At 72.0% G+C, this 19,799-nt stretch carries 20 protein-coding genes; 10 read left to right on the top strand and 10 right to left on the bottom strand.

The genetic code is table 11. From position 1 onward, the window contains the following. Nucleotides 1-24: 24 nt before the first annotated feature. The 6 genes from PX701_RS11030 to PX701_RS11005 all read right to left on the bottom strand — a co-directional run bounded on the left by PX701_RS11030 (nucleotide 25) and on the right by PX701_RS11005 (nucleotide 6,735). Nucleotides 25-855, bottom strand: a complete 831-nt coding sequence (locus PX701_RS11030) for an aldo/keto reductase (protein ID WP_275506293.1) — start codon at nucleotides 853-855, stop codon at nucleotides 25-27. A gap of 48 nt (nucleotides 856-903) precedes the next feature. Continuing rightward, nucleotides 904-1,836 carry a cyclase family protein gene (locus PX701_RS11025; RefSeq protein ID WP_275506292.1) on the bottom strand — a complete coding sequence of 311 codons (933 nt, stop codon included), beginning with the start codon at nucleotides 1,834-1,836 and terminating at the stop codon, nucleotides 904-906. Further along, on the bottom strand, nucleotides 1,833-3,197 hold the full coding sequence (locus tag PX701_RS11020; protein ID WP_275506291.1) for an APC family permease: 1,365 nt from the start codon (nucleotides 3,195-3,197) through the stop codon (nucleotides 1,833-1,835). Before PX701_RS11020 ends, PX701_RS11025 begins: the two co-directional genes overlap by 4 nt. An 80-nt stretch (nucleotides 3,198-3,277) precedes the next feature. Continuing rightward, nucleotides 3,278-4,063: a slipin family protein gene (locus tag PX701_RS11015; RefSeq protein ID WP_275506290.1), complete on the bottom strand. Its 786-nt coding sequence runs from the start codon at nucleotides 4,061-4,063 to the stop codon at nucleotides 3,278-3,280. Nucleotides 4,064-4,174: 111 nt separating this feature from the next. Beyond that, nucleotides 4,175-5,335, bottom strand: coding sequence for a cystathionine gamma-synthase (locus PX701_RS11010; protein ID WP_231432045.1), 1,161 nt, complete (start codon nucleotides 5,333-5,335; stop codon nucleotides 4,175-4,177). A gap of 26 nt (nucleotides 5,336-5,361) precedes the next feature. Continuing rightward, complete coding sequence (locus tag PX701_RS11005; RefSeq protein WP_231432046.1) at nucleotides 5,362-6,735, bottom strand: cystathionine beta-synthase; 1,374 nt, start codon at nucleotides 6,733-6,735, stop codon at nucleotides 5,362-5,364. A 206-nt stretch (nucleotides 6,736-6,941) separates the two neighbouring features. On the opposite strand from PX701_RS11005, the gene PX701_RS11000 reads away from it, so the two are divergent. The 3 genes from PX701_RS11000 to PX701_RS10990 all read left to right on the top strand — a co-directional run bounded on the left by PX701_RS11000 (nucleotide 6,942) and on the right by PX701_RS10990 (nucleotide 9,843). After that, nucleotides 6,942-7,394: a universal stress protein gene (locus PX701_RS11000; RefSeq protein ID WP_275506289.1), complete on the top strand. Its 453-nt coding sequence runs from the start codon at nucleotides 6,942-6,944 to the stop codon at nucleotides 7,392-7,394. A 39-nt stretch (nucleotides 7,395-7,433) separates the two neighbouring features. After that, nucleotides 7,434-8,417 carry a zinc-binding alcohol dehydrogenase family protein gene (locus tag PX701_RS10995; RefSeq protein ID WP_255680016.1) on the top strand — a complete coding sequence of 328 codons (984 nt, stop codon included), beginning with the start codon at nucleotides 7,434-7,436 and terminating at the stop codon, nucleotides 8,415-8,417. Between the two features lie 64 nt (nucleotides 8,418-8,481). Then, on the top strand, nucleotides 8,482-9,843 hold the full coding sequence (locus PX701_RS10990; protein ID WP_275506288.1) for an MBL fold metallo-hydrolase RNA specificity domain-containing protein: 1,362 nt from the start codon (nucleotides 8,482-8,484) through the stop codon (nucleotides 9,841-9,843). Between the two features lie 44 nt (nucleotides 9,844-9,887). On the opposite strand, the gene PX701_RS10985 is transcribed toward PX701_RS10990, so the two are convergent. Both PX701_RS10985 and PX701_RS10980 read right to left on the bottom strand, forming a co-directional pair. Then, nucleotides 9,888-10,535 (bottom strand): response regulator, encoded by a 648-nt coding sequence (locus PX701_RS10985; RefSeq protein ID WP_231432050.1) that lies wholly within the window; start codon nucleotides 10,533-10,535, stop codon nucleotides 9,888-9,890. Then, the gene (locus PX701_RS10980) at nucleotides 10,532-12,190 is read right to left on the bottom strand and encodes a sensor histidine kinase (RefSeq protein WP_275506287.1); all 1,659 of its coding nucleotides are present in this window, start codon (nucleotides 12,188-12,190) and stop codon (nucleotides 10,532-10,534) included. Before PX701_RS10980 ends, PX701_RS10985 begins: the two co-directional genes overlap by 4 nt. A 211-nt stretch (nucleotides 12,191-12,401) precedes the next feature. On the opposite strand from PX701_RS10980, the gene PX701_RS10975 reads away from it, so the two are divergent. From PX701_RS10975 to PX701_RS10965, 3 genes are read left to right on the top strand one after another with little or no spacing between them, the layout of a single operon-like run. Beyond that, entirely contained in the window at nucleotides 12,402-13,280 is an 879-nt protein-coding gene (locus PX701_RS10975) for a universal stress protein (RefSeq protein WP_275506286.1), read from the top strand. After that, complete coding sequence (locus PX701_RS10970) at nucleotides 13,258-13,809, top strand: flavodoxin family protein (protein WP_275506285.1); 552 nt, start codon at nucleotides 13,258-13,260, stop codon at nucleotides 13,807-13,809. Before PX701_RS10975 ends, PX701_RS10970 begins: the two co-directional genes overlap by 23 nt. Nucleotides 13,810-13,826: 17 nt before the next feature. After that, nucleotides 13,827-14,660: a universal stress protein gene (locus PX701_RS10965; RefSeq protein WP_231432054.1), complete on the top strand. Its 834-nt coding sequence runs from the start codon at nucleotides 13,827-13,829 to the stop codon at nucleotides 14,658-14,660. 48 nt (nucleotides 14,661-14,708) lie between these two features. Here the strand turns inward: PX701_RS10965 and PX701_RS10960 are convergent, their stop codons facing one another. Beyond that, a complete protein-coding gene (locus PX701_RS10960) occupies nucleotides 14,709-15,554 on the bottom strand; it encodes a universal stress protein (protein WP_231432055.1) in 846 nt (281 codons plus the stop codon). Between the two features lie 105 nt (nucleotides 15,555-15,659). On the opposite strand from PX701_RS10960, the gene PX701_RS10955 reads away from it, so the two are divergent. From PX701_RS10955 to PX701_RS10940, 4 genes are all read left to right on the top strand, one after another. Then, entirely contained in the window at nucleotides 15,660-16,136 is a 477-nt protein-coding gene (locus tag PX701_RS10955; RefSeq protein WP_231432056.1) for a DUF1003 domain-containing protein, read from the top strand. 55 nt (nucleotides 16,137-16,191) lie between these two features. After that, nucleotides 16,192-16,677: a hypothetical protein gene (locus PX701_RS10950; protein WP_275506284.1), complete on the top strand. Its 486-nt coding sequence runs from the start codon at nucleotides 16,192-16,194 to the stop codon at nucleotides 16,675-16,677. 121 nt (nucleotides 16,678-16,798) lie between these two features. After that, a complete protein-coding gene (locus PX701_RS10945; protein WP_275506283.1) occupies nucleotides 16,799-17,506 on the top strand; it encodes a DUF3105 domain-containing protein in 708 nt (235 codons plus the stop codon). Then, complete coding sequence (locus PX701_RS10940; RefSeq protein ID WP_275506282.1) at nucleotides 17,503-18,231, top strand: DUF305 domain-containing protein; 729 nt, start codon at nucleotides 17,503-17,505, stop codon at nucleotides 18,229-18,231. The genes PX701_RS10945 and PX701_RS10940 overlap by 4 nt, the downstream gene beginning before the upstream one ends. Nucleotides 18,232-18,234: 3 nt before the next feature. On the opposite strand, the gene PX701_RS10935 is transcribed toward PX701_RS10940, so the two are convergent. After that, on the bottom strand, nucleotides 18,235-19,722 hold the full coding sequence (locus PX701_RS10935) for a sugar porter family MFS transporter (RefSeq protein WP_231432392.1): 1,488 nt from the start codon (nucleotides 19,720-19,722) through the stop codon (nucleotides 18,235-18,237). Nucleotides 19,723-19,799 lie beyond the last annotated feature (77 nt).

Here is a 19,799-nt window from a genome sequence, read left to right as displayed (position 1 = left end):
CCGCGGCAACCGGCGGACCCCGCCCTAGAACTCCTCGTGCGTCGCCGGGTCGGCGCCCCAGATGCGCCCCCGCTCGAGCGCCGACATGGCGTCGACCTGGTCGGCGCTGAGCGAGAAGCCGAAGATGTCGAGGTTCGCGCGGCGCCGTTCGGGATCGGACGACTTCGGGATCGGCACGGTCTCGAGCTCGACGTGCCAGCGCAGCACGACCTGCGCCGGCTCGACGCCGTGCGCGGCGGCGATGTCGACGATCACCGGCTCGCGCAGCAGGTCGGTGCGGCGGGCGAGCGGGCTCCAGCTCTCGGTGCGGATCTCGTGCTCGTCATGGAACGCGCGGAGCTCGGCCTGCGGGAAGTACGGGTGCAGCTCGACCTGGTTGACGACGGGGGTGACCCCCGTCTCGTCGATGAGCCGGCTGAGCATCTCGGGCGTGAAGTTCGAGACCCCGATCGAGCGCACGAGCCCCTTCTCGCGCAACGAGATCATCGCCCGCCAGCTCTCGACGTACTTGTCGATGCGCGGCAGCGGCCAGTGGATCAGGTAGAGGTCGACCCACTCGAGCCCGAGCCGCTTCCGCGACTCCTCGAAGCTCGCGATCGTCTCGTCGTAGCCGTGGTGGCGGCCGGGCAGCTTCGTCGTGATCACGAGGTCGCTGCGGTCGACCGCGGTGCGTTGGATCGCCTCGCCCACCGCGTCTTCGTTGCCGTAGTTGTAGGCGGTGTCGATGAGGCGGTAGCCGTCGGCGATCGCCGAGACGATCGCGTCGATGCCGAGCTGGTCGTTGAGGCCGTACGTGCCCAAACCGATCGCGGGAATCGTGTTGCCGTCGCGAAGGGAGTAGGCCGGTGCGCTCATCCCCCAATACTCACGCACACCGGGCGCGTGCGCCACAACCCGCGCGGCTCAATCGGCGGAAGCGATGGGCAGTTCCGCGAACGCGCGCACCGGGAAGGTGCCGAACCCCTCGACGCGGGGCGGCACGGCGGTGAACCGCGCCCCGCGCGGCGGCACCTGCTCGAGGCCGGTGAGATGCTCGACGACGTGCACCCCCGCTTCGAGCAGGATCGAGTGCGCCGGCCGCTCGCCGCCCGACTCGGTGTCGTCGATGTTCAGCGCGTCGATGCCGACGATCGCGACCCCGGCGTCGGCGAGGTGCCGCGCGCCCGCCTCGGTGAGGAACGGCGACCCGTTCGCGTACTCGGGTCGGCCGAAGTGGCGGCTCCATCCGGTGTGCAGCAGCACCGCGGAGCCCGCGAGGTCGCGGTCGAAGAACACCTCGGCCGGGATGCCTCGCTCCGAGGCATCCGCCAGCCTGAAGACCTCGGCGGGGACGCCGGCCAGGGTGTCGAGCGACAGGCTCGCGAGATCGCCGCCCTCGGCGTACCGGTGGAACGGGCTGTCGAGATAGGTGCCGGTGTTGCCGATCATCGAGATCACGTCCATCGCGAACTCGGTGCCGGGCGCGTAGCGCTCGCGCGAGGCCTCGCGCGTGAGGAACGGCGTGATGGCGGGCGCCGGCAGCCCCGGGTAGGTCACCAGCCCCGCCGAGATCGTGTGGCTGAGGTCGACGAGGCGGCCGCGAGCGGCCCCGGCCGACCGACCGCCGTCGCCCTCGCCGACGCCGCGCGACCCGCGGTGCGGCTCTTCGACGACGGCGAGGTTCGACAGCTTCACGCTCGCGACGAGCGCGAGGCCCAGGTGCCGCACGAGCAGTTCGGCGATCTCGGCCTCGGTCACCTCGTTCGACGGCAGGTCGAGGCGGAAGCCCGTCGTGCGGAGATCGCCCCCGTTGGCGAAGGCGATCTCGGCGTCGAAGTGGGCGCGGTACTCGGTCATGCGGGTTGCTCCTCGGGGATCGTCGGGTGGTCGGTGGCGGTCTCGGTGCTCGACTCGGACGCCCGGCCTGCGCGCCGGTCGCGGACACGGCGCACGACGGTGACGGCGACCGCGGCGAGCGCGAGCAGCGCGGGAACGAGCAGGTTCGACCACGCGAGCACGAGCAGGGCGACCGTCATGATCGTGGCGACGACCGCGAGCCACCACCCGAACGACCAGGTGCGCAGCAGCAACGTCGCCGCGAGCATGCCGGCGGCGTAGATCGCGACCATGTTGCTCGTGTGGATGAGGATGAACCCCGTGAGGTCGAGGTCGTTGAGCAGCATGAGCCCGTAGTAGGCAAGGATGAGCACGCCCGTGAGCGCGAGGGCGCGACGCGGCACCTCGCCGTCGGCGGCGCCCTTGGCGAGGAAGCGCGGCAGGTCGCCGTCGCGGCCGAGCGCGGCGCCGAGCTTGCCGAAGGCGGGCAGGTAGGCGTTCATGACGCCGACGGTGACGATCGCCGCGATGATCGCGACGAGCACTGGCCCGATGCCGGGAGCGGTCGTCTCGACGAGGTCGAGCAGCGGCACCTGGCCGTCGCCCGCGCGGTCGCCGAGCACGGCGACCGTGACGAACTGCAGCGCCAGGTACCCGATGCCGACGACGACGACCGCGATCGCCGTGGCGATCGGGATGGTGCGCCGGGGGTTCTTGAACTCGCCGGCGATGTGGGTGCCGACCTCCCACCCGGCGAAGGCCCACACGAAGAGGCTGATCGCAACGCCCACGCCCGCCCAGCCGTGCGGCAGGAACGGCTGGAAGTTCGCCGCGTCGGCCGCCGGGAAGGTGACCGCGACGACGCCGACCACGACCGCGATGAGGAGCCCGGTGAGCACGAACTGCACCCAGCCCGCGACGCGCACGCCGAACCAGTTGGCGACGAACGGCGGCACGAACACCGCGAGGCCGATGATCGGCACGGCCGACCGGTCGACGCCGAGCACGGCGACGACGTACTCGCCGCCGAGCACGGCGAGCACCGGCGCCCCGATGCACACGCCGAAGTAGAACCAGTAGCCGGCCATGCGCGCAGCCGTGTCGCCGAGCGCGCGCCGCACGTAGCTCGCCACGCCGCCCGCGTCGGGGTAGCGGGCTGCGAGCGCGGCGAACGTGCCGGCGAGCGGGATCGAGAGCACGAGCACCGCGGCGACCGCGACGATCGAGGCCGGGCCGGCCGCCTCGGCGGCGAGGCCCGGCAGCACGAGGATGCCGGTGCCGAGCACGCTCGCGATGTAGAGCGCAGTGCCCTGGCCGAGGCCGAGCGTGCCGTGCGGCTGTTCGGTCTCGGGTACGAGCGCGGGAGTCGGGGTCGAAGTCACCCGCTCATTCTGCTGGATGCCTCGGACACCCGCCGCTGGCAGTCAGGACACCGTTCGTCGATATCCTGCCGCATCGCGCGTCACCGCATTCGGGCGAGCGCCGCCTCGCGCTCGATGAAGGTCGTGAGGTCGCCGATCGATCCCATGAGCGGCGCCGGGAACAGCACGAGCGTGTTCTTGTCGACGCCCACCTCCACGAGGGTCTGCAGCGTGCGCAGTTGCAGCGCGAGCGGGTGCGCCATCATCGTGTCGCTCGCCACGCCGAGCTGCGTCGCGGCGAGCGACTCGCCCTCGGCGGCGATGATCTTGGCCCGCTTCTCCCGCTCGGCCTCGGCCTGCTTCGCCATCGCGCGCTTCATCGAGTCGGGCAGGAGGATGTCCTTCAGCTCGACGAGCGTGACCTCGACGCCCCAGTCGAGCGTCGTGACATCGAGGATCTCGCGGATGTTCGCGTTGAGCGCGGCCGTGTCGGCGAGCGTCTCGTCGAGATGGTGCTGTCCGACGACCCGGCGCAGCGTGGTCTGCGCGATCTGCTCGATCGCCGCCTTCACGTTCTCGATCGCGATCACCGACTTCACCGCGTCGGCCACCCGGTAGTAGGCCACGGCGGACACCCCGACGGTGACGTTGTCCTTCGTGATGATGCCCTGCGACTGGATCGGCAGGGTCACGATGCGCAGCGAGACCTTCGTCATCACGTCGACGATCGGGATGATGAAGCGGAGCCCGGGGTCGCGCACGCTGTGCAGCCGGCCGAATCGCAGCACCACGCCGCGCTCGTACTGCTTCACGATCTTCACCGACATGAAGAAGAGGACGATCGCGAGGATGGCGACGACGATCAGGGTGATCCAGAGCCAGACCATGGGAATCATCTCCTGCGGCGCCGGTGACGTGCCGTGCGTCACCTCCATTGTCCCACCGCGGGGACGTCGACGGCCGTGCTCGCGATCCGCGTCACCCGACGGGCGTCGGGGTCACAACCGGTCGAGCGTCTGATCGATGTCGGCGAGCAGGTCGTCGACGTCCTCGATGCCGACCGAGAGCCGCACGACCGACTCGGGCACCTCGGCCTCGGTGCCGCGCACCGAGGCGTGCGTCATCTCCGAGGGGTAGTTGACGAGCGACTCGACCCCGCCGAGCGACTCGGCGAGCTGGAACAGGGTGGTCGACTCCGCGAAGCGGCGTGCCGCCTCGCCGCCGCCGGCGAGCGCGATCGACAGCATGCCGCCGAACCCCGACATCTGGCGCGCGGCGAGCTCGTGGCCCGGGTGCGACTCGAGCCCCGGGTAGTAGACCTGCTCGATCGCCGCATGCTCCTCGAGACGCCGGGCGATGGCGAGGGCGTTCTGGCTGTGCCGCTGCATCCTGACCCCCAGCGTCTTGATGCCGCGCGAGGTGAGGAACGCGTCGAACGGCCCCGACACGGCACCCGCCGCGAACTGGGTGAACTTCACGCGGTCGTGCAGCTCGTCGCGGCCGGCCGCGAACACGAGCGCACCGCCCACGACGTCGGAGTGCCCGCCGAGGTACTTCGTCGTCGAGTGCACGACGACGTCGGCGCCGAGCGCGAGCGGCTGCTGCAGCGCGGGCGAGGCGAACGTGTTGTCGACGACGACCACGAGTCCTGCCTCGTGGCCGAGCTCGGCGAGCGCCGCGACATCCGAGATCTTCATCAGCGGGTTCGAGGGGGTCTCGATCCAGAGCACCCCGGTGGCCGGCTCGATCGCTGCGCGAACGGCGTCGAGGTCGCTCGTGTCGACCGTGGTGTCGCGCACGTCCCATGCGCCGAAGACGCGGCGGATGAGGCGGTGCGTGCCGCCGTAGACGTCGTTGCCGATGATGACGTGGTCGCCAGGCGCGAGCACCGTGCGCAGCAGCGCGTCCTCCGCGGCGAGGCCCGAGGCGAACGAGAGGCCGTGGGCGCCGCCCTCGAGCGCCGCGAGCTGCGCCTCGAGCGCATCGCGGGTCGGGTTGCCGCCGCGCGAGTACTCGTAGCCGCCGCGGAGCCCGCCGATGCCGTCCTGCACGTAGGTCGAGGTCTGGTAGATCGGCGGGATCACGGCCCCCGTCGTCGGGTCGAAGGCCTGGCCGGCGTGGATCGCGCGGGTGTCGAAGCGGGCGTGGTCGGTGTTCATGGGGTGGTGCCTTACGTGAGGGGAGGTCAGTGGGAGAGGTAGGTGAGCAGGTCGGTGCGCGTGATCACGCCGAGCGCCTTGCCCCCGTCGGTCACGAGCATCGCGGGCGCGTCGGTGAAGGCGGTGCGCGCGGCGGCGACCGGCTCCTGCACGCCGATGAGCGGCAGCGGCTCGCCGACCACGCTGCCGACCTCGTCGGTCAGCTTCGCGACGCCCGTGAAGACCTGCTCGAGCAGCACCTCTTCGTGGAGCGCCCCGAGCACCTCGCCCAGCACGACGGGCGGCTCGTGCCCGACGACCACGAGCTGCGAGACGCCAGTCTCGGTCATGCGGTCGATCGCCTCGCGCACGGTGTCGTTCGGGTGCACGTACACGAGCGGCGCCGTGCGGTCGGCCTTCGCCGCGAGCAGGTCGGCGATCGTGTGACCGGAGGGCGCGTTGCCGAAGCCGTACGCGCGCATCCATTTGTCGTTGAAGATCTTTCCGAGGTAGCCGCGGCCGCCGTCGGGCAGCAGCACGACGAACACGTCGTCGGCCGTGACCCCCGGCGCGGAGGCCGCGCGCAGGGCTGCGACGACGGCCATGCCGCTCGACCCGCCGACGAGGATGCCCTCCTCGCGCGCGAGGCGACGGGTCATCGCGAACGAGTCGGCATCGCTCACGGCGATGATCTCGTGCGGCACCGCCGGGTCGTAGGCGTCGGGCCAGAAGTCCTCGCCCACACCCTCGACGAAGTACGGGCGCCCGGTGCCGCCCGAGTACACCGATCCCTCGGGGTCGGCGCCGATGATGCGCACCCGGTCGCCCGAGACCTCGCGCAGGTACCGTCCGGTGCCGGTGATCGTGCCGCCCGTGCCGACGCCCGCGACGAAGTGCGTGACCCGTCCATCGGTGTCGCGCCAGATCTCGGGCCCCGTCGTCTCGTAGTGCGACCGCGGCCCGTTCGGGTTGGCGTACTGGTTCGGCTTGAACGCACCCGGGATCTCGCGGGCGAGCCGGTCGGAGACGCCGTAGTACGACTCGGGGCTGTCGGGCGCGACCGCGGTGGGCGTGACGACGACCTCGGCGCCGTAGGCGGTGAGCACGTTGCGCTTGTCTTCGCCCACCTTGTCGGGGCAGACGAAGACGCAGCGGTAGCCGCGCTGCTGCGCGACGAGGGCGAGGCCGACCCCGGTGTTGCCGCTCGTCGGCTCGACGATCGTGCCGCCCGGCTTCAGCAGGCCGTCGCGCTCGGCGGCGTCGATGATGCGTCCGGCGATGCGGTCCTTCGACGATCCGCCCGGGTTGAAGTACTCGAGCTTCACGAGCACGGTCGCCTCGGTCACCCCGGCGGTGACGCGGTTGAGCTTGACGAGCGGGGTGTCGCCGACGAGGTCGACGATCGATTCTGCGTACTTCATGCGGTGTCCTTGCGAGTCGGCCACGGCTCGGCCGGGGTGCGGCGAACGATCGGGCGTGCGTGCGGGGTCGGTGGAGGACGTCAGCGACAACACAGCGAGAGGAGCACGGCTCAACTCTAGCCCGCCGGCGCGCGGCATGTCACGGCGGCAGGGTGCATGTGACCTTGGTCCCGGTGGTCTCCGACGGATCGCCCGAGAGTCGGAGCATGCAGGAACGACGAAGCAGTGATCGCATCCTCGTCGGCGTCGACGGCTCGGCCTCGTCGGTCGAGGCGCTCCGGTATGCGGCGCGCATCGCGGACGCGTTCGGCGCACCGCTCGAGGTTCTGACCACTTGGACCTTCCCGCCGATCGCCGGCGCGTACGTCATCGACGGCTGGTCCCCCGAGGAGGATGCCCGGAGCGCCCAGGACGCCGCGATCGAGGAGGCGTTCGACGGCGAGCCTCCCGCCGGACTGCGGCGCGCCGTGCTCGCGGGACCGGCCGCTCGCACGCTCATCGAGGAGAGCCGTCGCGCGGGCATGCTCGTGCTCGGCAGCAGGGGGCACGGCGGCTTCGTGGGTCTCCTCCTCGGCTCGGTGAGCGCGACCTGCGCCGAGCACGCGCGCTGCCCCGTGCTCGTGGTGCGCTCCGGCGGCGACCGACCGGAGGGCGCCTGAACCGGCGGACACCACCCCATCTCCCAGATCGGAGCACGCATGCTGGCATGGAGGACGGGCGCTCCAGGTGAGCTGGTCCGCGTGGACGCACCCGCGCCCGAGCCGCTCGACGACGAGGTGGTCGTGCGGGTCGAGGCATGCGGCGTCTGCCGGACGGACCTGCACGTCATCGACCGCGAACTGCCGGTGCACCGCCCCGGCGTGATCCCCGGACACCAGGTCGTGGGTGTCGTGACCGGCACGGGTGCCTCGGTCCGCCGGCTCAGGCCAGGCGACCGGGTCGGCATCGCATGGCTGCGACGCACGTGCGGCGCCTGCCGATGGTGCCGCGAAGGGCGGGAGAACCTCTGCCCGGCTTCCGAGTACACCGGCTGGGACGCCGACGGCGGGTTCGCCGAGTCCGCCACGGTTCCCGAGTCGTTCGCGTACCCCCTCCCCGCGGGTGCCGACCCCGTCACCACGGCGCCGCTGCTCTGCGCGGGCATCATCGGCTACCGTGCGCTGACCCGCGCGAACCTGCCGGCGGGAGGCAGGCTCGGGATCTACGGGTTCGGATCGAGCGCGCACCTCACGGCGAAGCTGGCACTCGCCGGCGGCGCCGAACTGCACGTCATGAGCCGAGGGCGCGAGAATCGCGCCCTCGCCACCCGACTGGGCGCCGTCTTCGTCGGCGACGCCACCGCGACCCCGCCGCAACCGCTCGACTCGGCCATCGTCTTCGCACCCGCGGGCGAGCTCGTCCCGCTCGCGCTGCGGGCGACCGCGCCCGGCGGCACCGTCGTGCTCGCGGGCATCCACATGACCGACGTTCCGGCCATGAGCTACGGCGAGCACCTGTTCGGCGAGCGGGACCTGCGCACCGTCACCGCCAACACCCGCGCAGACGGCGCCGCGTTCCTCCGGCTGAGCGGAGCGCTCGACCTCGTGCCGAGCGTCACCCGCTACGACCTCGCGCGAGCCGACGCCGCCGTCGACGCGTTGCGTGCCGGCGAGGCATCCGGATCGATCGTGCTGGTGCCGTGACGCGACGGCGCACGATGTGACCTATGGCCCAAGCGGCGAAGCCCGGCACGACGAGGCTGTCGGCATGAACGCGACGCTGCGATTCCTCGGTGCTGCCGACACCGTCACCGGCTCCCGCTACCTCATCGACACCGGGGCGGCCCGCGTCCTCGTGGACTGCGGGCTCTTCCAGGGCTACAAGGTGCTGCGCGAACGCAACCGCGCCCCGTTCCCGGTGCCGCCCGAGTCGATCGACGCCGTCGTCCTCAGCCATGCGCACCTCGACCACACCGGGTACTTGCCGGCGCTCGTTCGCGACGGGTTCGCCGGCCGGGTCTATGCGACCTCGGGCACTGCCGACCTCAGCGAGATCATGCTGCGCGACAGCGCCCACCTGCTGGAGGAGGAGGCGCGACACGCCGCGCACGGGCACTGGTCGAGGCATACCGACCCGAGGCCCCTGTACACCGTCGCCGATGTCGAGCGAGCCCTCGACCGGCTCCGGCCGGTGGGCTTCGACGAGGAGATCGACCTCGGCGATCGGTTGTCGGCGACGCTCGCACCCGCCGGGCACATTCTCGGTGCCTCATCCGTGCGGATCGCCGTGGGAGGTCGCATCACCCATTTCACCGGCGACCTCGGTCGCGACGACGACCCGCTCATGCGACCGCCGCGCCGGTTCGCCGGCGCCGCGGTGCTCGTCACCGAGTCGACGTACGGCAACCGACGACACGCGCCGATCGATCCCGAGGCGCCGCTCGGCGAGATCATCCGCCGGGTGAGCGCCCGGGGCGGGGTCACGCTCATTCCGGCCTTCGCCGTCGGACGGACGGAGAGCATCCTCCTGCACCTCTCCCGCCTTCGCGATCGAGGCGAGCTCCCCGACGTGCCGATCTACCTCAACAGCCCGATGGCGGTCGACGTCAGCGCGGTCTACCAGCGCCATGCAGAGGAGCACCGGATGCCGCCCGACGAACTCGCGAGGATGTACGCGATCGCCACGCCGGTGCACGAGGTCGACGACTCGAAGCTGCTCAACCTGCGCGGCGGCCCGATGGTCATCATCTCGGCGAGCGGCATGCTGACCGGCGGCCGGATCCTGCACCACCTCGTCGCGTACGGCCCGGACCCCCGCAACGCCGTCGTGCTGACCGGCTTCCAGGCCGGCGGCACGCGCGGCGCCGCACTCGTCGCCGGCGAACGCTCGCTGCGGATCTTCGGCGAGGACGTCCCGATCCGGGCCGAGGTCGTGAACATCGACACGATGTCGGCCCACGCCGACGCCGATGGTGTGATCGCGTGGATGCGCCGGGGGCCGGCGGCCCCCGAGCAGGTGTACGTCACCCACGGCGAGCCGGCTGCGGCCGATGCACTGCGAGTGCGCATCGAGCGCGAACTCGGGTGGCCCGCCCGTGTGCCGGAGCACGGCGAGCTCGTCGGGCTCTGATCCGTGCGCCGACCGGTTCACCGTAACGGGGGCGCCGTGGCCGTTCACTCGACGCGGTGCGTCGTCTCGCCGCGCGCGAGCTGGTAGACGGCGGCCTGGGTGCGTCGCTCGAAGCCGAGCTTGCGCAGCAGCCCCGAGACGTAGTTCTTCACCGTCTTCTCGGCGAGCGACAGCCGGTCGCCGATCTGCCGGTTGGTGAGGCCCTCGGCGATGAGGCCCAGGACCTGGCGCTCGCGGAGGTTGAGCGAGCCGAATCGGGGGTCGTTCCGGTCGTCGGCTTCGACGGGAGGGCGCAGCCGGGCGGCGACGGTCGGGTGGATGAGCGACCTGCCGGCGGCGACCGCCCGGACGGCATCGACGAGGCCGGAGCCGGCGATCGTCTTCAGCACGTAGCCCGAGGCACCGGCCATCACGGCCGCCGCCGCCGCGGCGTCGTCGTCGTACGCCGTCAGCATGAGGCACTGGACCTCGGGATGCCTCGACCGGATCTCGCGGCAGAGCGCGATCCCGTCGTCGTCCTGGAGGCGCACGTCGAGGACTGCGACGTCGGGCAGGAGCGCGGCGATCCGCACGAGCGCCCGGTCCGCGCTCGGCGCTTCGCCCACCACTTCGAGGTCGTGCTCGCGCTCGAGCAGCTGCGCCACCCCTCGGCGGACGATCTCGTGGTCGTCGACGAGGAACACCCGGGTCATGGGGCCTCCCGTTCGAAGGGCGCCCGCCAGGCGGCCGTCGTCCGTCCGGCGATCGAATCGATCGCGAATGTGCCCCCGCGTGCCCTCGCCCGGGCCGCGATGTTCTCGATGCCGCTTCGACGCCCGCCTTCCGGCAGGCCCACCCCGTCGTCCTCCACCTTCACGCCGACCCCGAGGTCGTCGGCCGCGACGGCGACGCTCACGCGATGGGCGGACGCGTGCCTGACCGCGTTCGTGAGCAGCTCGCGCACCGTGGCGGTGACGTCGTCGGCGAGGGCCCCGTCGACCGTCAGGTCGACCGGCCCGTCGAAACTCACGGTGATCGGCTGCGACAGCCCGGGCGAGCACTCGGAGGCGATGTCGAGGACTCGGTGCCGCAGCGACTCGTCCTGCCCGGGCCGCGGGGTCATCGCGAAGACGATCGTCCGGATCTGCATGATGTCCTCGTCGAGCGTCGCCACCGCCTTGCGGATGCGCTCGGAGAGACGGGCGTCGTTGATGGTCTCGGCGATCGACTGGAGTTCGAGCCCGGTGCCGAACAGCTGCTGGATCACGTGGTCGTGCAGGTCGCGCGCGATCCGCGAACGGTCCTCGACGAGGAGGGCGCGCTGCTGCCGCTCGCGAGCCCTGGCGAGTTCGAGCGCGAGGGCGACCCGGTCGACGAGGTCGGCGGCGATGTCGAGTTCCGCGGCGCTGAACGCCGGGCGGCTCGGATGCCTCGCGACCGCGAGCACGCCCCAGGTGCCGGAATCGCTGCGGAGCGGCAGGAACATGACGGCGCCCGCGCTCGAGCCGTCGAGGATGGCGAGCGCGTCGGGGGCGGGATCGTGCCGGCCGCCCGGTCGGACCGCCGGCTCGCCGCGTTCGAACACCTCGCCGGCGCCGGTGGTCGCGGCGGGGACGACCCGCCCGGTGACCTCCGCTGCGCCGTCGCCCCGTGCCTCCGCGACCCGAACCGTCGGCGGCTCGTCTCCATCGGGCAGGATGACGCAGACGCGGTTCGCCGTGGTGCGCGTGATGAGCTCGTCGGCGAGCATCGCCGGCGCCGACCCGTCGACGGACTCGAGGAGTGCAGCGGTGATGTGCGCCGACGCGGCCATCCACCGCTGCCGCTGGCGGGTCTCCTCGAGCAGGCGGGCATTCGCGATGACGAAGCCCGCTGTGGCTGCGAGCGCGGTCACGAGCTGCTCGTCCTCCTCGGTGAAGAGTCCGCGCCGCGGGTTCGAGAGATAGAGGTTGCCGTACACCTCCGCACGCACGCGGATCGGCACACCGAGGAAGGCGTCCATGCTCGGATGCCCCGCCGGGAACCCGACCGACCGCGGGTGATCGGAGATGTGCTGCAGGCGGATCGGGCGCGGGTCGTCGATCAGGGCCCCGAGCACGCCCCGGCCTTCGGGGAGGTGCCCGATGGCCGCCGCCGCGTCGTCCGAGATCCCGACATGGATGAACGCCTCGAGCCCGTCGCCGTCGGCGGCGATCACGCCGAGCGCGCCGTACTCCGCGTCGACCAGCTCGACGGCCGACTGGGCGATGCGCTCGAGCACCACCGGGAGCTCGGCATGTTCGACGACGGCCTGCGTGGCACGGAGCAGCGCTTGGAGACGGCCCTGGGTGTGGACCATGGCGTCGGCCCGCTCGGCCAACTCGCGCATGGCGCGATCCAACTCCGACCGCGGCCGGTCGGCGAAGGGCAACGACGACCGGTCCGACATGGCTCCTCCGTACGGATGGCGGCAGGTTACCACTCGGGCCCGACGACGGACACCGCGCGACGGGACCAATGGCCCGGTCGCGTACGACTCCCGTCCGCGAACCTGAGAGGGCCGGTCCCGGATGTGCGGGGCCGAGGAAGGGGCGGAGCGGGTGAAGCCGGTACTGGTCGGAGTCGACGGCTCGATCGCGAGCCGGGCGGCCGTGAGCTGGGCCGTCGAACGCGCCCGCGCGGACGGCCGCGAGGTGGAGTTGCGCTTCGTCGTCGACGACGAATGGGGCGTCGTCGGGGCTCCTGCGCGCGATGAGCTGCGTGCGGGCGCCGAGGCCCTGGTCCAGCGCGAGCTGGCGTCCGCACGCGGCCCCGCCGGCGCGGTCCCCGTGCGGGCCGGATTCTCCGTCGGGCCGCCCATCCTCACCCTCGCCGATGCCGCTCGCGACGCCGACGTCGTCGTCGTCGGCACGCACAAGGTCGGTGTCTTCCACGGAATGGCGCTCGGATCCCGCTCACTGCAGCTCGCCGCGATCTCACCGGTGCCGGTCGCCATCGTGCCCGCACCGTCCGGCGAGTCCCGGAGCGGCATCGTCATGGGCGTCGGCGGCGGCATCGACGAAGACGTGGTCGTTCGAGCGGCGGTCGCCGAGTCGAATCGGTCGGGCGAGCCGTTGGTGCTCGTGCGCTCCTTCACCGACCGCGTGGCCCTCGGCGAGCAGGCGCTCGACCACGCGACGCGGCTCGCCGAGACGCTCGCACCGTCGGCGGGAGTGTCCCGGCGACGGTCGAGCACATCGGCCGGGGAAGCCCTCGCGGTCATGTCCGGCCAGGCGGTGCTCACGGTGGTCGGGCGGCCGACCGCACCGGGCCAGCACGGGTACCGGCCGCTCGGACGCGCCGTCTCCGACCTGCTCATGAACCTCCGCGGCCCCGCCCTCGTCGTCCCGTTCCCGCACACCGACGAACGGCGCGAGCGATCGACTTTCTCAGCGCACCACGATGAACGGAGACCCCATGCGATCCCTGGTCCTGTATGAATCGATGTTCGGCGTCACCCGTCGCGTCGGAGAGGCCATCGCCGACGGGCTGCGGGCCTTCGGCGACGCCGACGCCATGCCCGTGTCGACGGGCGCCGGCGAGGCGGACGACGCGGATCTGGTCGTGATCGGGGTGCCGACCCATGCGCACTCCATCCCCGGGCCGAGATCGCGCGCGGAAGCCGCCGAGTGGGCGGCAGATCCCGAACGCGGTCTCGCACTCGAGCCCGGTGCGACCGGGCCGGGCGTCCGCGAATGGATCAAGGCGCTGGACGCACCGCCGCGGCACTGGGCCGCGTTCGCCACGCGCGCCGATCTCCCGCGGATCCTGGCCGGCGACGGTGCGGTCGGGATCGAGCGGCGCATGCGGCGCTTGGGCGTTCCCCCGCTGCACGACGGCGAGTGCTTCATCGTGTCCGTCGACAACGCGCTGCTGCCGGGCGAACTCGACCGCGCCCGAGCGTGGGGCGGCACCCTCGGTCGCGCGGCGGCCGAGGCGGATCGTGATCGCCGGACCGACGCCGGCTGAGCGGAAGGAAGAACGACATGTTCGAACGAATCGTGGTCGGTGCCGACGGCTCCCCCGCCTCGGCGGCGGCGGTCGACTGGGCGGCCGCCCGAGCCGGCGAGGCCCAGCTCGTCCTCGTCCACGTCGAACGCGACCGCGAGCGGGGCAGCGAGTACCTGAGCGCCACCTCGGAGCGCGCGGGAGCGAGAGTCCGGCTGATCGACGAGGCGGAACGCGTGCGCGAGGCCCACCCGGGCCTGCACGTCGTGACGTCGACCGAGACCGGACCGGTCGTCGACGTGCTGCGATCGTTCCTGCGACGAGGAACCCTCGTCGTGGTCGGCCGCGACTCCGATCGGCCCGGGCGCTGGTCGGCCGGCGTCCGACTCGCGGGCTCGCACGGCGGCGGCGGCGTCGCCGTCATCCCGCCCGGAGGTCGGCCCGGCGGCGGCGAGCTCGGCGTGGTCGTCGGCATCGACGGCTCCGCGCTCGGCGACGCGGTCGTCCGCGTCGCCGCCGACCTCGCGGCGATGACCGGCGAGCCGTTGACGCTCCTGCACGCGTGGACTGCACCGGCGATGTGGGAGGCGGACCTGAAGCAGTTCGCCGGCGAGTTCGGCGAGTACGAGCAGATGCATCGCGACACGCTCGCGGCCGCGATCGATGCGAGCATCGCCTCGGGCGCACAGCCGCATGGCCGGCTCGTGCACGGACGTCCCACCGACGAACTGCTCGAGGCGGCCGAGCGCGCATCACTGCTCGTCGTGGGCAGCCACAGCGGATCTTCGGTGGCCCGCTTCCTCCTGGGGTCGGTCAGTCACGAGCTCCTGCTCCGAGCCACGATCCCCGTGCTCGTCGTGCTCCCCGAATGACGTCTGCGCCACGCGCTCACGTGATGCATGCATCACGTGAGCGCACCGTCATGCGTCGTGCTCCGTTGCGGCAGTCGGCTCCGACTCCGCCGACGGAACGACCTCCGTCACGACGAGGACCGGGCACGGCGGGTCCAGCAGCAGCATCACGCTCACGGACCCGAGGAAGAAGCGCCGGATGCGTCCATAGCCGTGGCTCGCGACGACGACGGCCGATGCAGAAGCCCCGAGTTCGTCGAGCAGCTGCGCCGCATCGGCGCGGTGCAGGCGACCGCTGCACTCCGCACCGAGTTCTCGGGCGCGCCCGACCGCCTCGTCGAGCGCACGCCGATGCATCGACTCGAAGACCTCGAGGTCGTCGGTGACCTCGCCGAAGACCGGCGTCCACGTCGACGGCGGGTGCCAGGCATGGACGATCTCGAGGGGCGCTCCGCGCAGACGGGCCTCATCGGCGGCGACCTCGACCGCGGCGAGCGCCGCTGCCGACCCGTCGATGCCGATCACGACCGGTCGCCCGTCCTCGGGCGGCGGTCCGGGCGGCACGACCGCCACCGTCCCTCCCCCATGACGGCCCGCCAGTCGGGCGGCGAGGCTCCAGCGCGATCCGCGCTTGTGCGCAGGCGCTCCGACGACGACGAGCGACCCGGGTCGCACCTGTTCGGCGAGCACCTGCTCGGGCGCCCCTTCGACGACCCGCGTCTCGACGTTCCAGCGCTCGCGGGAGCCATGGCGGGCGAGGACCGCTTCGACGCGCTCCTCGTTGAATCGCGAGTCGGGGTCTTCGAGCACGTGGAGGAGCACGATCGGAAGCCGATCTCCACGACGCAGCGCCCAGTCCAATGCCGCTTCGGCCTCGGGCGCCCCGTTCCAGCCGACGATGATCCTGGTGAACATGTGCCACAGCTTCGCGCGTCGCCGCGAGCGACGGCGGGTCGAAAGTCACATCGGATCAGGGACCGTTCCTCGCCGCGGGCGGTGCGGCGTGCTTTGATTCGGCTCATGGACGACATCGAGGGTGGCGGCCCCGCTCGGGCCGAACGCCCGCTCACGAACTGGCACGAAGAGAACGCCCGAGGGCTGTCGCGCGGGCAGCGGTCGGCCGACCTCCTCCGCAACGGCATGGGAAGCTGGCCGTTCGTCGCCGGCTTCCTGGCGTTCATGGGGGTGTGGGCGCTGCTCAACATCACGGCAGCGGCCTGGGATCCGTACCCCTACATCCTGCTCAACCTCTTCCTCAGCATGCTCGCCGGCCTGCAGGGCGCGATCCTGCTCATCGCCGCGAAACGGCAGGACGCCGTGGCGGCCGCGCTCGCCCAGCACGACTACGAGACCAATCTCGCCGCGAAGACCGAGATCGAGGAGCTCATGGCCCTCAACCGCACCCAGCTCGCGCTGATCGAGGAACTGCGCGAGCTCTCGCAGGAGCGCGTGGTGCCGGCGTCCCCCCGCCGTCGTCTCCGCCGGTCGCGCGGCTGATCCCGCGGGACCAAGGTCCCCGCGGTCGCCGGTCGGGCCGCCGCACGCTGGGCTCATGGAAGACCACCCTCGGATCCGTCTCGCTCTGGTGTGGACGCAGGTGTTCGTCGCCGTGACCGCGGTCGCGGGCGGCGTCGCCCTCGCGATCGGTTCGCTCTCCACCGAGCTCATGACGTTGTTGAGCCCACCCGCCGAGTACCTCGCCGGCTCGCCCTTCGGCAGCTATCTCGTCCCCGGTCTGATCCTCGCCGTCGTCCTGGGCGGCGTTCACGTCGCCGCATTCGTCGCCGTGCTGCGGCGCAGCGGCTCGGCGCTCGTGCTGTCGGCCGCCGCAGGCTACGCGACGCTCATCTGGATCTTCGTGCAGATGATGTTCATCCCGTTCAGCCCGTTGCAGCTCCTGTATTTCGCGGTCGGTTCGTTCGAGCTCGGCCTGGTGATGCTCCTGCTCGGCCTCCTCCCCACCCGTGGGACCCTCCATCGCGCGGCGGATGCCCGGGCGGACCGCGGACTCGGAGGGTCGGCCGCGTTCGAGCGGTAGGAACCGCGGGTCCGGCGTGTCGCCGCGACGATGCGGCGTTCTCCCAGCCGCATGCATTCGTATTGGTATCGGCGCCGGCGCACGGCACCGCCCCCGACGTCCCCATCGAGAGAGGCCCCGCGTGAGCGCGACCCCGCCCGTTCCCCCGAAGGCGAAGCAGCAGGCACAGCAGCAGAGCACGAAGCAGCAGCGCGCGGCCGAGCGGCAACGGCAGCTCGAGGAGTTCAAGAAGCGCGAGGCGCGCTCGAAGCGCAACCGCCGCATCCTCACCTGGGCGGGCGTCGCCGTCGGCGTCGCCGCGGTCGCGCTGCTCATCACCGCGATCGTGGTCGCCCCGAAGGACACGTCGCCCGCGGCGGGCGGTGAGGGCGGCTCCGGCACGGGCGCGATCGAAGGCGTGCAGACCTTCTCGTACCAGGGCGGCGGGCACGTCGAGGGCGAGGTCGACTACGCCGAGACGCCGCCGGCGGGCGGCGACCACAACGCGGTGTGGCTCAACTGCGGCGTGTACGGCCAGCCGGTGCCGAACGAGAACGCCGTGCACTCGCTCGAGCACGGCGCCGTGTGGGTGACGGTCGACCCCGACCTGCCGGCCGACGAGCTCGGCAAGCTCACCGCCGAACTTCCGACGTCGTACGTCGTGCTGTCGCCGTACGACGGCCTGCCCTCCCCCATCGTGCTCAGCGCCTGGAACGCGCAGCTGCAGGTCGACGACGCCGCCGACCCGCGCATCGCGCAGTTCATCGAGCAGTACTGGCAGAGCTCGGCGGCCCCCGAACCGGGCGCTCCCTGCTCGGGCGCCTACGACGCGCCCGGCAAGCTGTCGTGAGCGCGCCGGCCGACGCTCCCGCCGGCGCGGTCGCGTCGGCCGACGCCTTTCCCTCGGCCGACCCTGCCGGGCTCGACGGCGAGCGACGCGGCAGCCGGGTCGCGGCGGTGGTCGCGGCATCCGTCGCCGTCGTGGTGGTCGCGATCGCCGCGTTCTCGATCGGGCGGCTCTCGGCCCTCGGCGACCCGACGCCGACCGGCACGAGCGCCGAAGCCGGCTTCGCGCGCGACATGCAGGTGCACCACCAGCAGGGCGTCGAGCTCGCGATGATCGTTCGCGACGCGACCGACGACGACGAGGTGCGCCTGCTCGCGTACGACATGGCGACGACGCAGGCGCAGCAGGCCGGCCAGATGTACGGCTGGCTGAGCGCGTGGGGCCTCCCGCAGGCGGGCGACGAGCCGTCGATGACGTGGATGACGCGTGCCGCGCCCGGCGGCGTGCACGACGGGCACTCGGCCGGGGCGGACCACGAGCCGGGCGCGCCGATGCCCGGCCTCGCGACGAGCGAGCAGGTGGCCGAACTCCGTACGCTGTCCGGCGCGGCGGCGGAGCGGCGGTTCCTCGAACTCATGATCGCGCACCATCAGGGCGCCGTCGAGATGGCCGACGCGCTGCTCGAGCGATCGTCGAACGAGGCGGCGACCGCACTCGCGCGCTCGATCGTCACGAGCCAGACGAGCGAGATCGAACTCATGCAGCAGATGCTCGCCGACCGCTCCTGACCCTCAACCCGCTCGCGTCGCGCGGCGCTTCGCCGAACCCTTCGGCGGGAACAGGGTCTCGGACTGCTCGAGCGACATGCCGTTCGTCTCGGGCACCTTCGCGAGCACGAAGAAGAACGAGAGCGCGGCGAACGTCGCGTACATGCCGTAGGTGAACACGAGCGAGTAGTCGCTCAGCACGGGGAACGTGACCGTCACGAGGAAGTTCGCGATCCACTGCGCGGCCGCGGCCAGCCCGAGGGCGCGCGCCCGGATGCTGTTCGGGAAGATCTCGCCGAGCAGCACCCACACGAGCGGACCCCACGAGAACCCGAAGGCGACGACGAACACGTTCGCCGCGACGAGCGCCGTCGGACCCCACCCGCCCGGCAGCGACAACGCCCCGTCGACCGTCACGGCGTTGCCGAACGCGACGGCCATGACTGCGAGCGCGACCGTCATGCCGACCGAGCCGACGAGCAGCAGCGGCCGCCGCCCCACCCGGTCGACGAGCGCGATCGCCACGAACGTGACGGCGATGTTCGTCACCGAGGTGAGCACGCTGATCAGCAGCGAGTTCGACTCGTCGAAGCCGACGGCGCTCCACAGCGTCGTCGAGTAGTAGAAGATCACGTTGATGCCGACGAACTGCTGGAACACCGACAGCAGGATGCCTATCCACACGATCGGCCGGAGCCCGAGCACGGGGCCGCGGAGCGCGCCCTTGCGGGTCGAGAGCTTGTCGTTCGCGATCGAGTCGTGGATCTCGCGAACCGACCGGTCGATCTCATCGGCGGGCTGGATCTGCGCGAGCACGCCGCGCGCGACCTCCTCCTTGCCCTGCTTCACCAGGAACCGGGGCGACTCGGGCAATCGCAGCGCGAGCAGTCCGTAGACGACCGACGGCACGATGCACGCGAGGAACATCCAGCGCCACGCCTCGAGCCCGAACCAGAACGGCTCGCTCGCTCCGCCCGCGGCGGTCGCGAAGAGCGCGTCCGACAGCAGCGCCGCGAAGATGCCGAAGACGATCGCGAGCTGCTGCAGGGAGGCGAGCCGCCCGCGCACCTTGCGCGGCGAGATCTCGGCGATGTAGGCGGGCGCCACGACCGAGGCGATGCCGATGCCGACACCGCCGATGATCCGCCAGATCGTGAGGTCCCAGCCCGAGAACGCGAAGCCCGAGCCGATCGACGAGATGAAGAACAGCGCCGCCCCGAGCAGCATCACGGGGATACGGCCGAACCGGTCGGCGAGCCGACCGGCGAGCTCCGACCCGAGCGCGCAGCCGAGCAGCGCGCTCGCGATCGCGAAGCCGGTCGCCGCCGCCGAGAGCCCGAACTGCTGCTCGATCGCGTCCACCGCGCCGTTGACGACCGACGAGTCGAATCCGAAGAGGAACCCGCCGACGGCTCCCGACGCCGCGAGTGCGACGACCCTGCGGTTCAGGGCCCGTGCGGTCGGAGAGGTCGCGGTCGCCGACCCCGTCGCGGTGCTCGCCGCGGCATCCATGCCCGTGCTCTCGGCCCCGGTCGGCTGGCGCCCTCCGGTGCCCGAATTCTGCTCCGCCCGATCGTCCATGATCTCCC

This window comes from Agromyces chromiiresistens (assembly GCF_029167465.1).
Classification (GTDB): domain Bacteria; phylum Actinomycetota; class Actinomycetes; order Actinomycetales; family Microbacteriaceae; genus Agromyces; species Agromyces chromiiresistens.
Note: the sequence above shows the minus strand (reverse complement) of the source record. Positions and strands in the feature narration are given on the sequence as shown.

Bases quoted from the DNA above. Each gene is read 5' to 3' on its own strand.
- PX701_RS10960 (WP_231432055.1), bottom strand. From the start codon at position 15,554: ATGTTCACCAGGATCATCGTCGGCTGGAACGGGGCGCCCGAGGCCGAA.
- PX701_RS11010 (WP_231432045.1), bottom strand. From the start codon at position 5,335: ATGAACACCGACCACGCCCGCTTCGACACCCGCGCGATCCACGCCGGC.
- PX701_RS11000 (WP_275506289.1), top strand. From the start codon at position 6,942: ATGCAGGAACGACGAAGCAGTGATCGCATCCTCGTCGGCGTCGACGGC.
- PX701_RS10965 (WP_231432054.1), top strand. From the start codon at position 13,827: ATGTTCGAACGAATCGTGGTCGGTGCCGACGGCTCCCCCGCCTCGGCG.
- PX701_RS10935 (WP_231432392.1), bottom strand. From the start codon at position 19,722: ATGGATGCCGCGGCGAGCACCGCGACGGGGTCGGCGACCGCGACCTCT.
- PX701_RS11005 (WP_231432046.1), bottom strand. From the start codon at position 6,735: ATGAAGTACGCAGAATCGATCGTCGACCTCGTCGGCGACACCCCGCTC.
- PX701_RS10980 (WP_275506287.1), bottom strand. From the start codon at position 12,190: ATGCGCGAGTTGGCCGAGCGGGCCGACGCCATGGTCCACACCCAGGGC.
- PX701_RS11025 (WP_275506292.1), bottom strand. From the start codon at position 1,836: ATGACCGAGTACCGCGCCCACTTCGACGCCGAGATCGCCTTCGCCAAC.
- PX701_RS10955 (WP_231432056.1), top strand. From the start codon at position 15,660: ATGGACGACATCGAGGGTGGCGGCCCCGCTCGGGCCGAACGCCCGCTC.
- PX701_RS10985 (WP_231432050.1), bottom strand. From the start codon at position 10,535: ATGACCCGGGTGTTCCTCGTCGACGACCACGAGATCGTCCGCCGAGGG.
- PX701_RS10990 (WP_275506288.1), top strand. From the start codon at position 8,482: ATGAACGCGACGCTGCGATTCCTCGGTGCTGCCGACACCGTCACCGGC.
- PX701_RS10950 (WP_275506284.1), top strand. From the start codon at position 16,192: ATGGAAGACCACCCTCGGATCCGTCTCGCTCTGGTGTGGACGCAGGTG.
- PX701_RS11015 (WP_275506290.1), bottom strand. From the start codon at position 4,063: ATGGTCTGGCTCTGGATCACCCTGATCGTCGTCGCCATCCTCGCGATC.
- PX701_RS10970 (WP_275506285.1), top strand. From the start codon at position 13,258: ATGCGATCCCTGGTCCTGTATGAATCGATGTTCGGCGTCACCCGTCGC.
- PX701_RS11030 (WP_275506293.1), bottom strand. From the start codon at position 855: ATGAGCGCACCGGCCTACTCCCTTCGCGACGGCAACACGATTCCCGCG.
- PX701_RS10995 (WP_255680016.1), top strand. From the start codon at position 7,434: ATGCTGGCATGGAGGACGGGCGCTCCAGGTGAGCTGGTCCGCGTGGAC.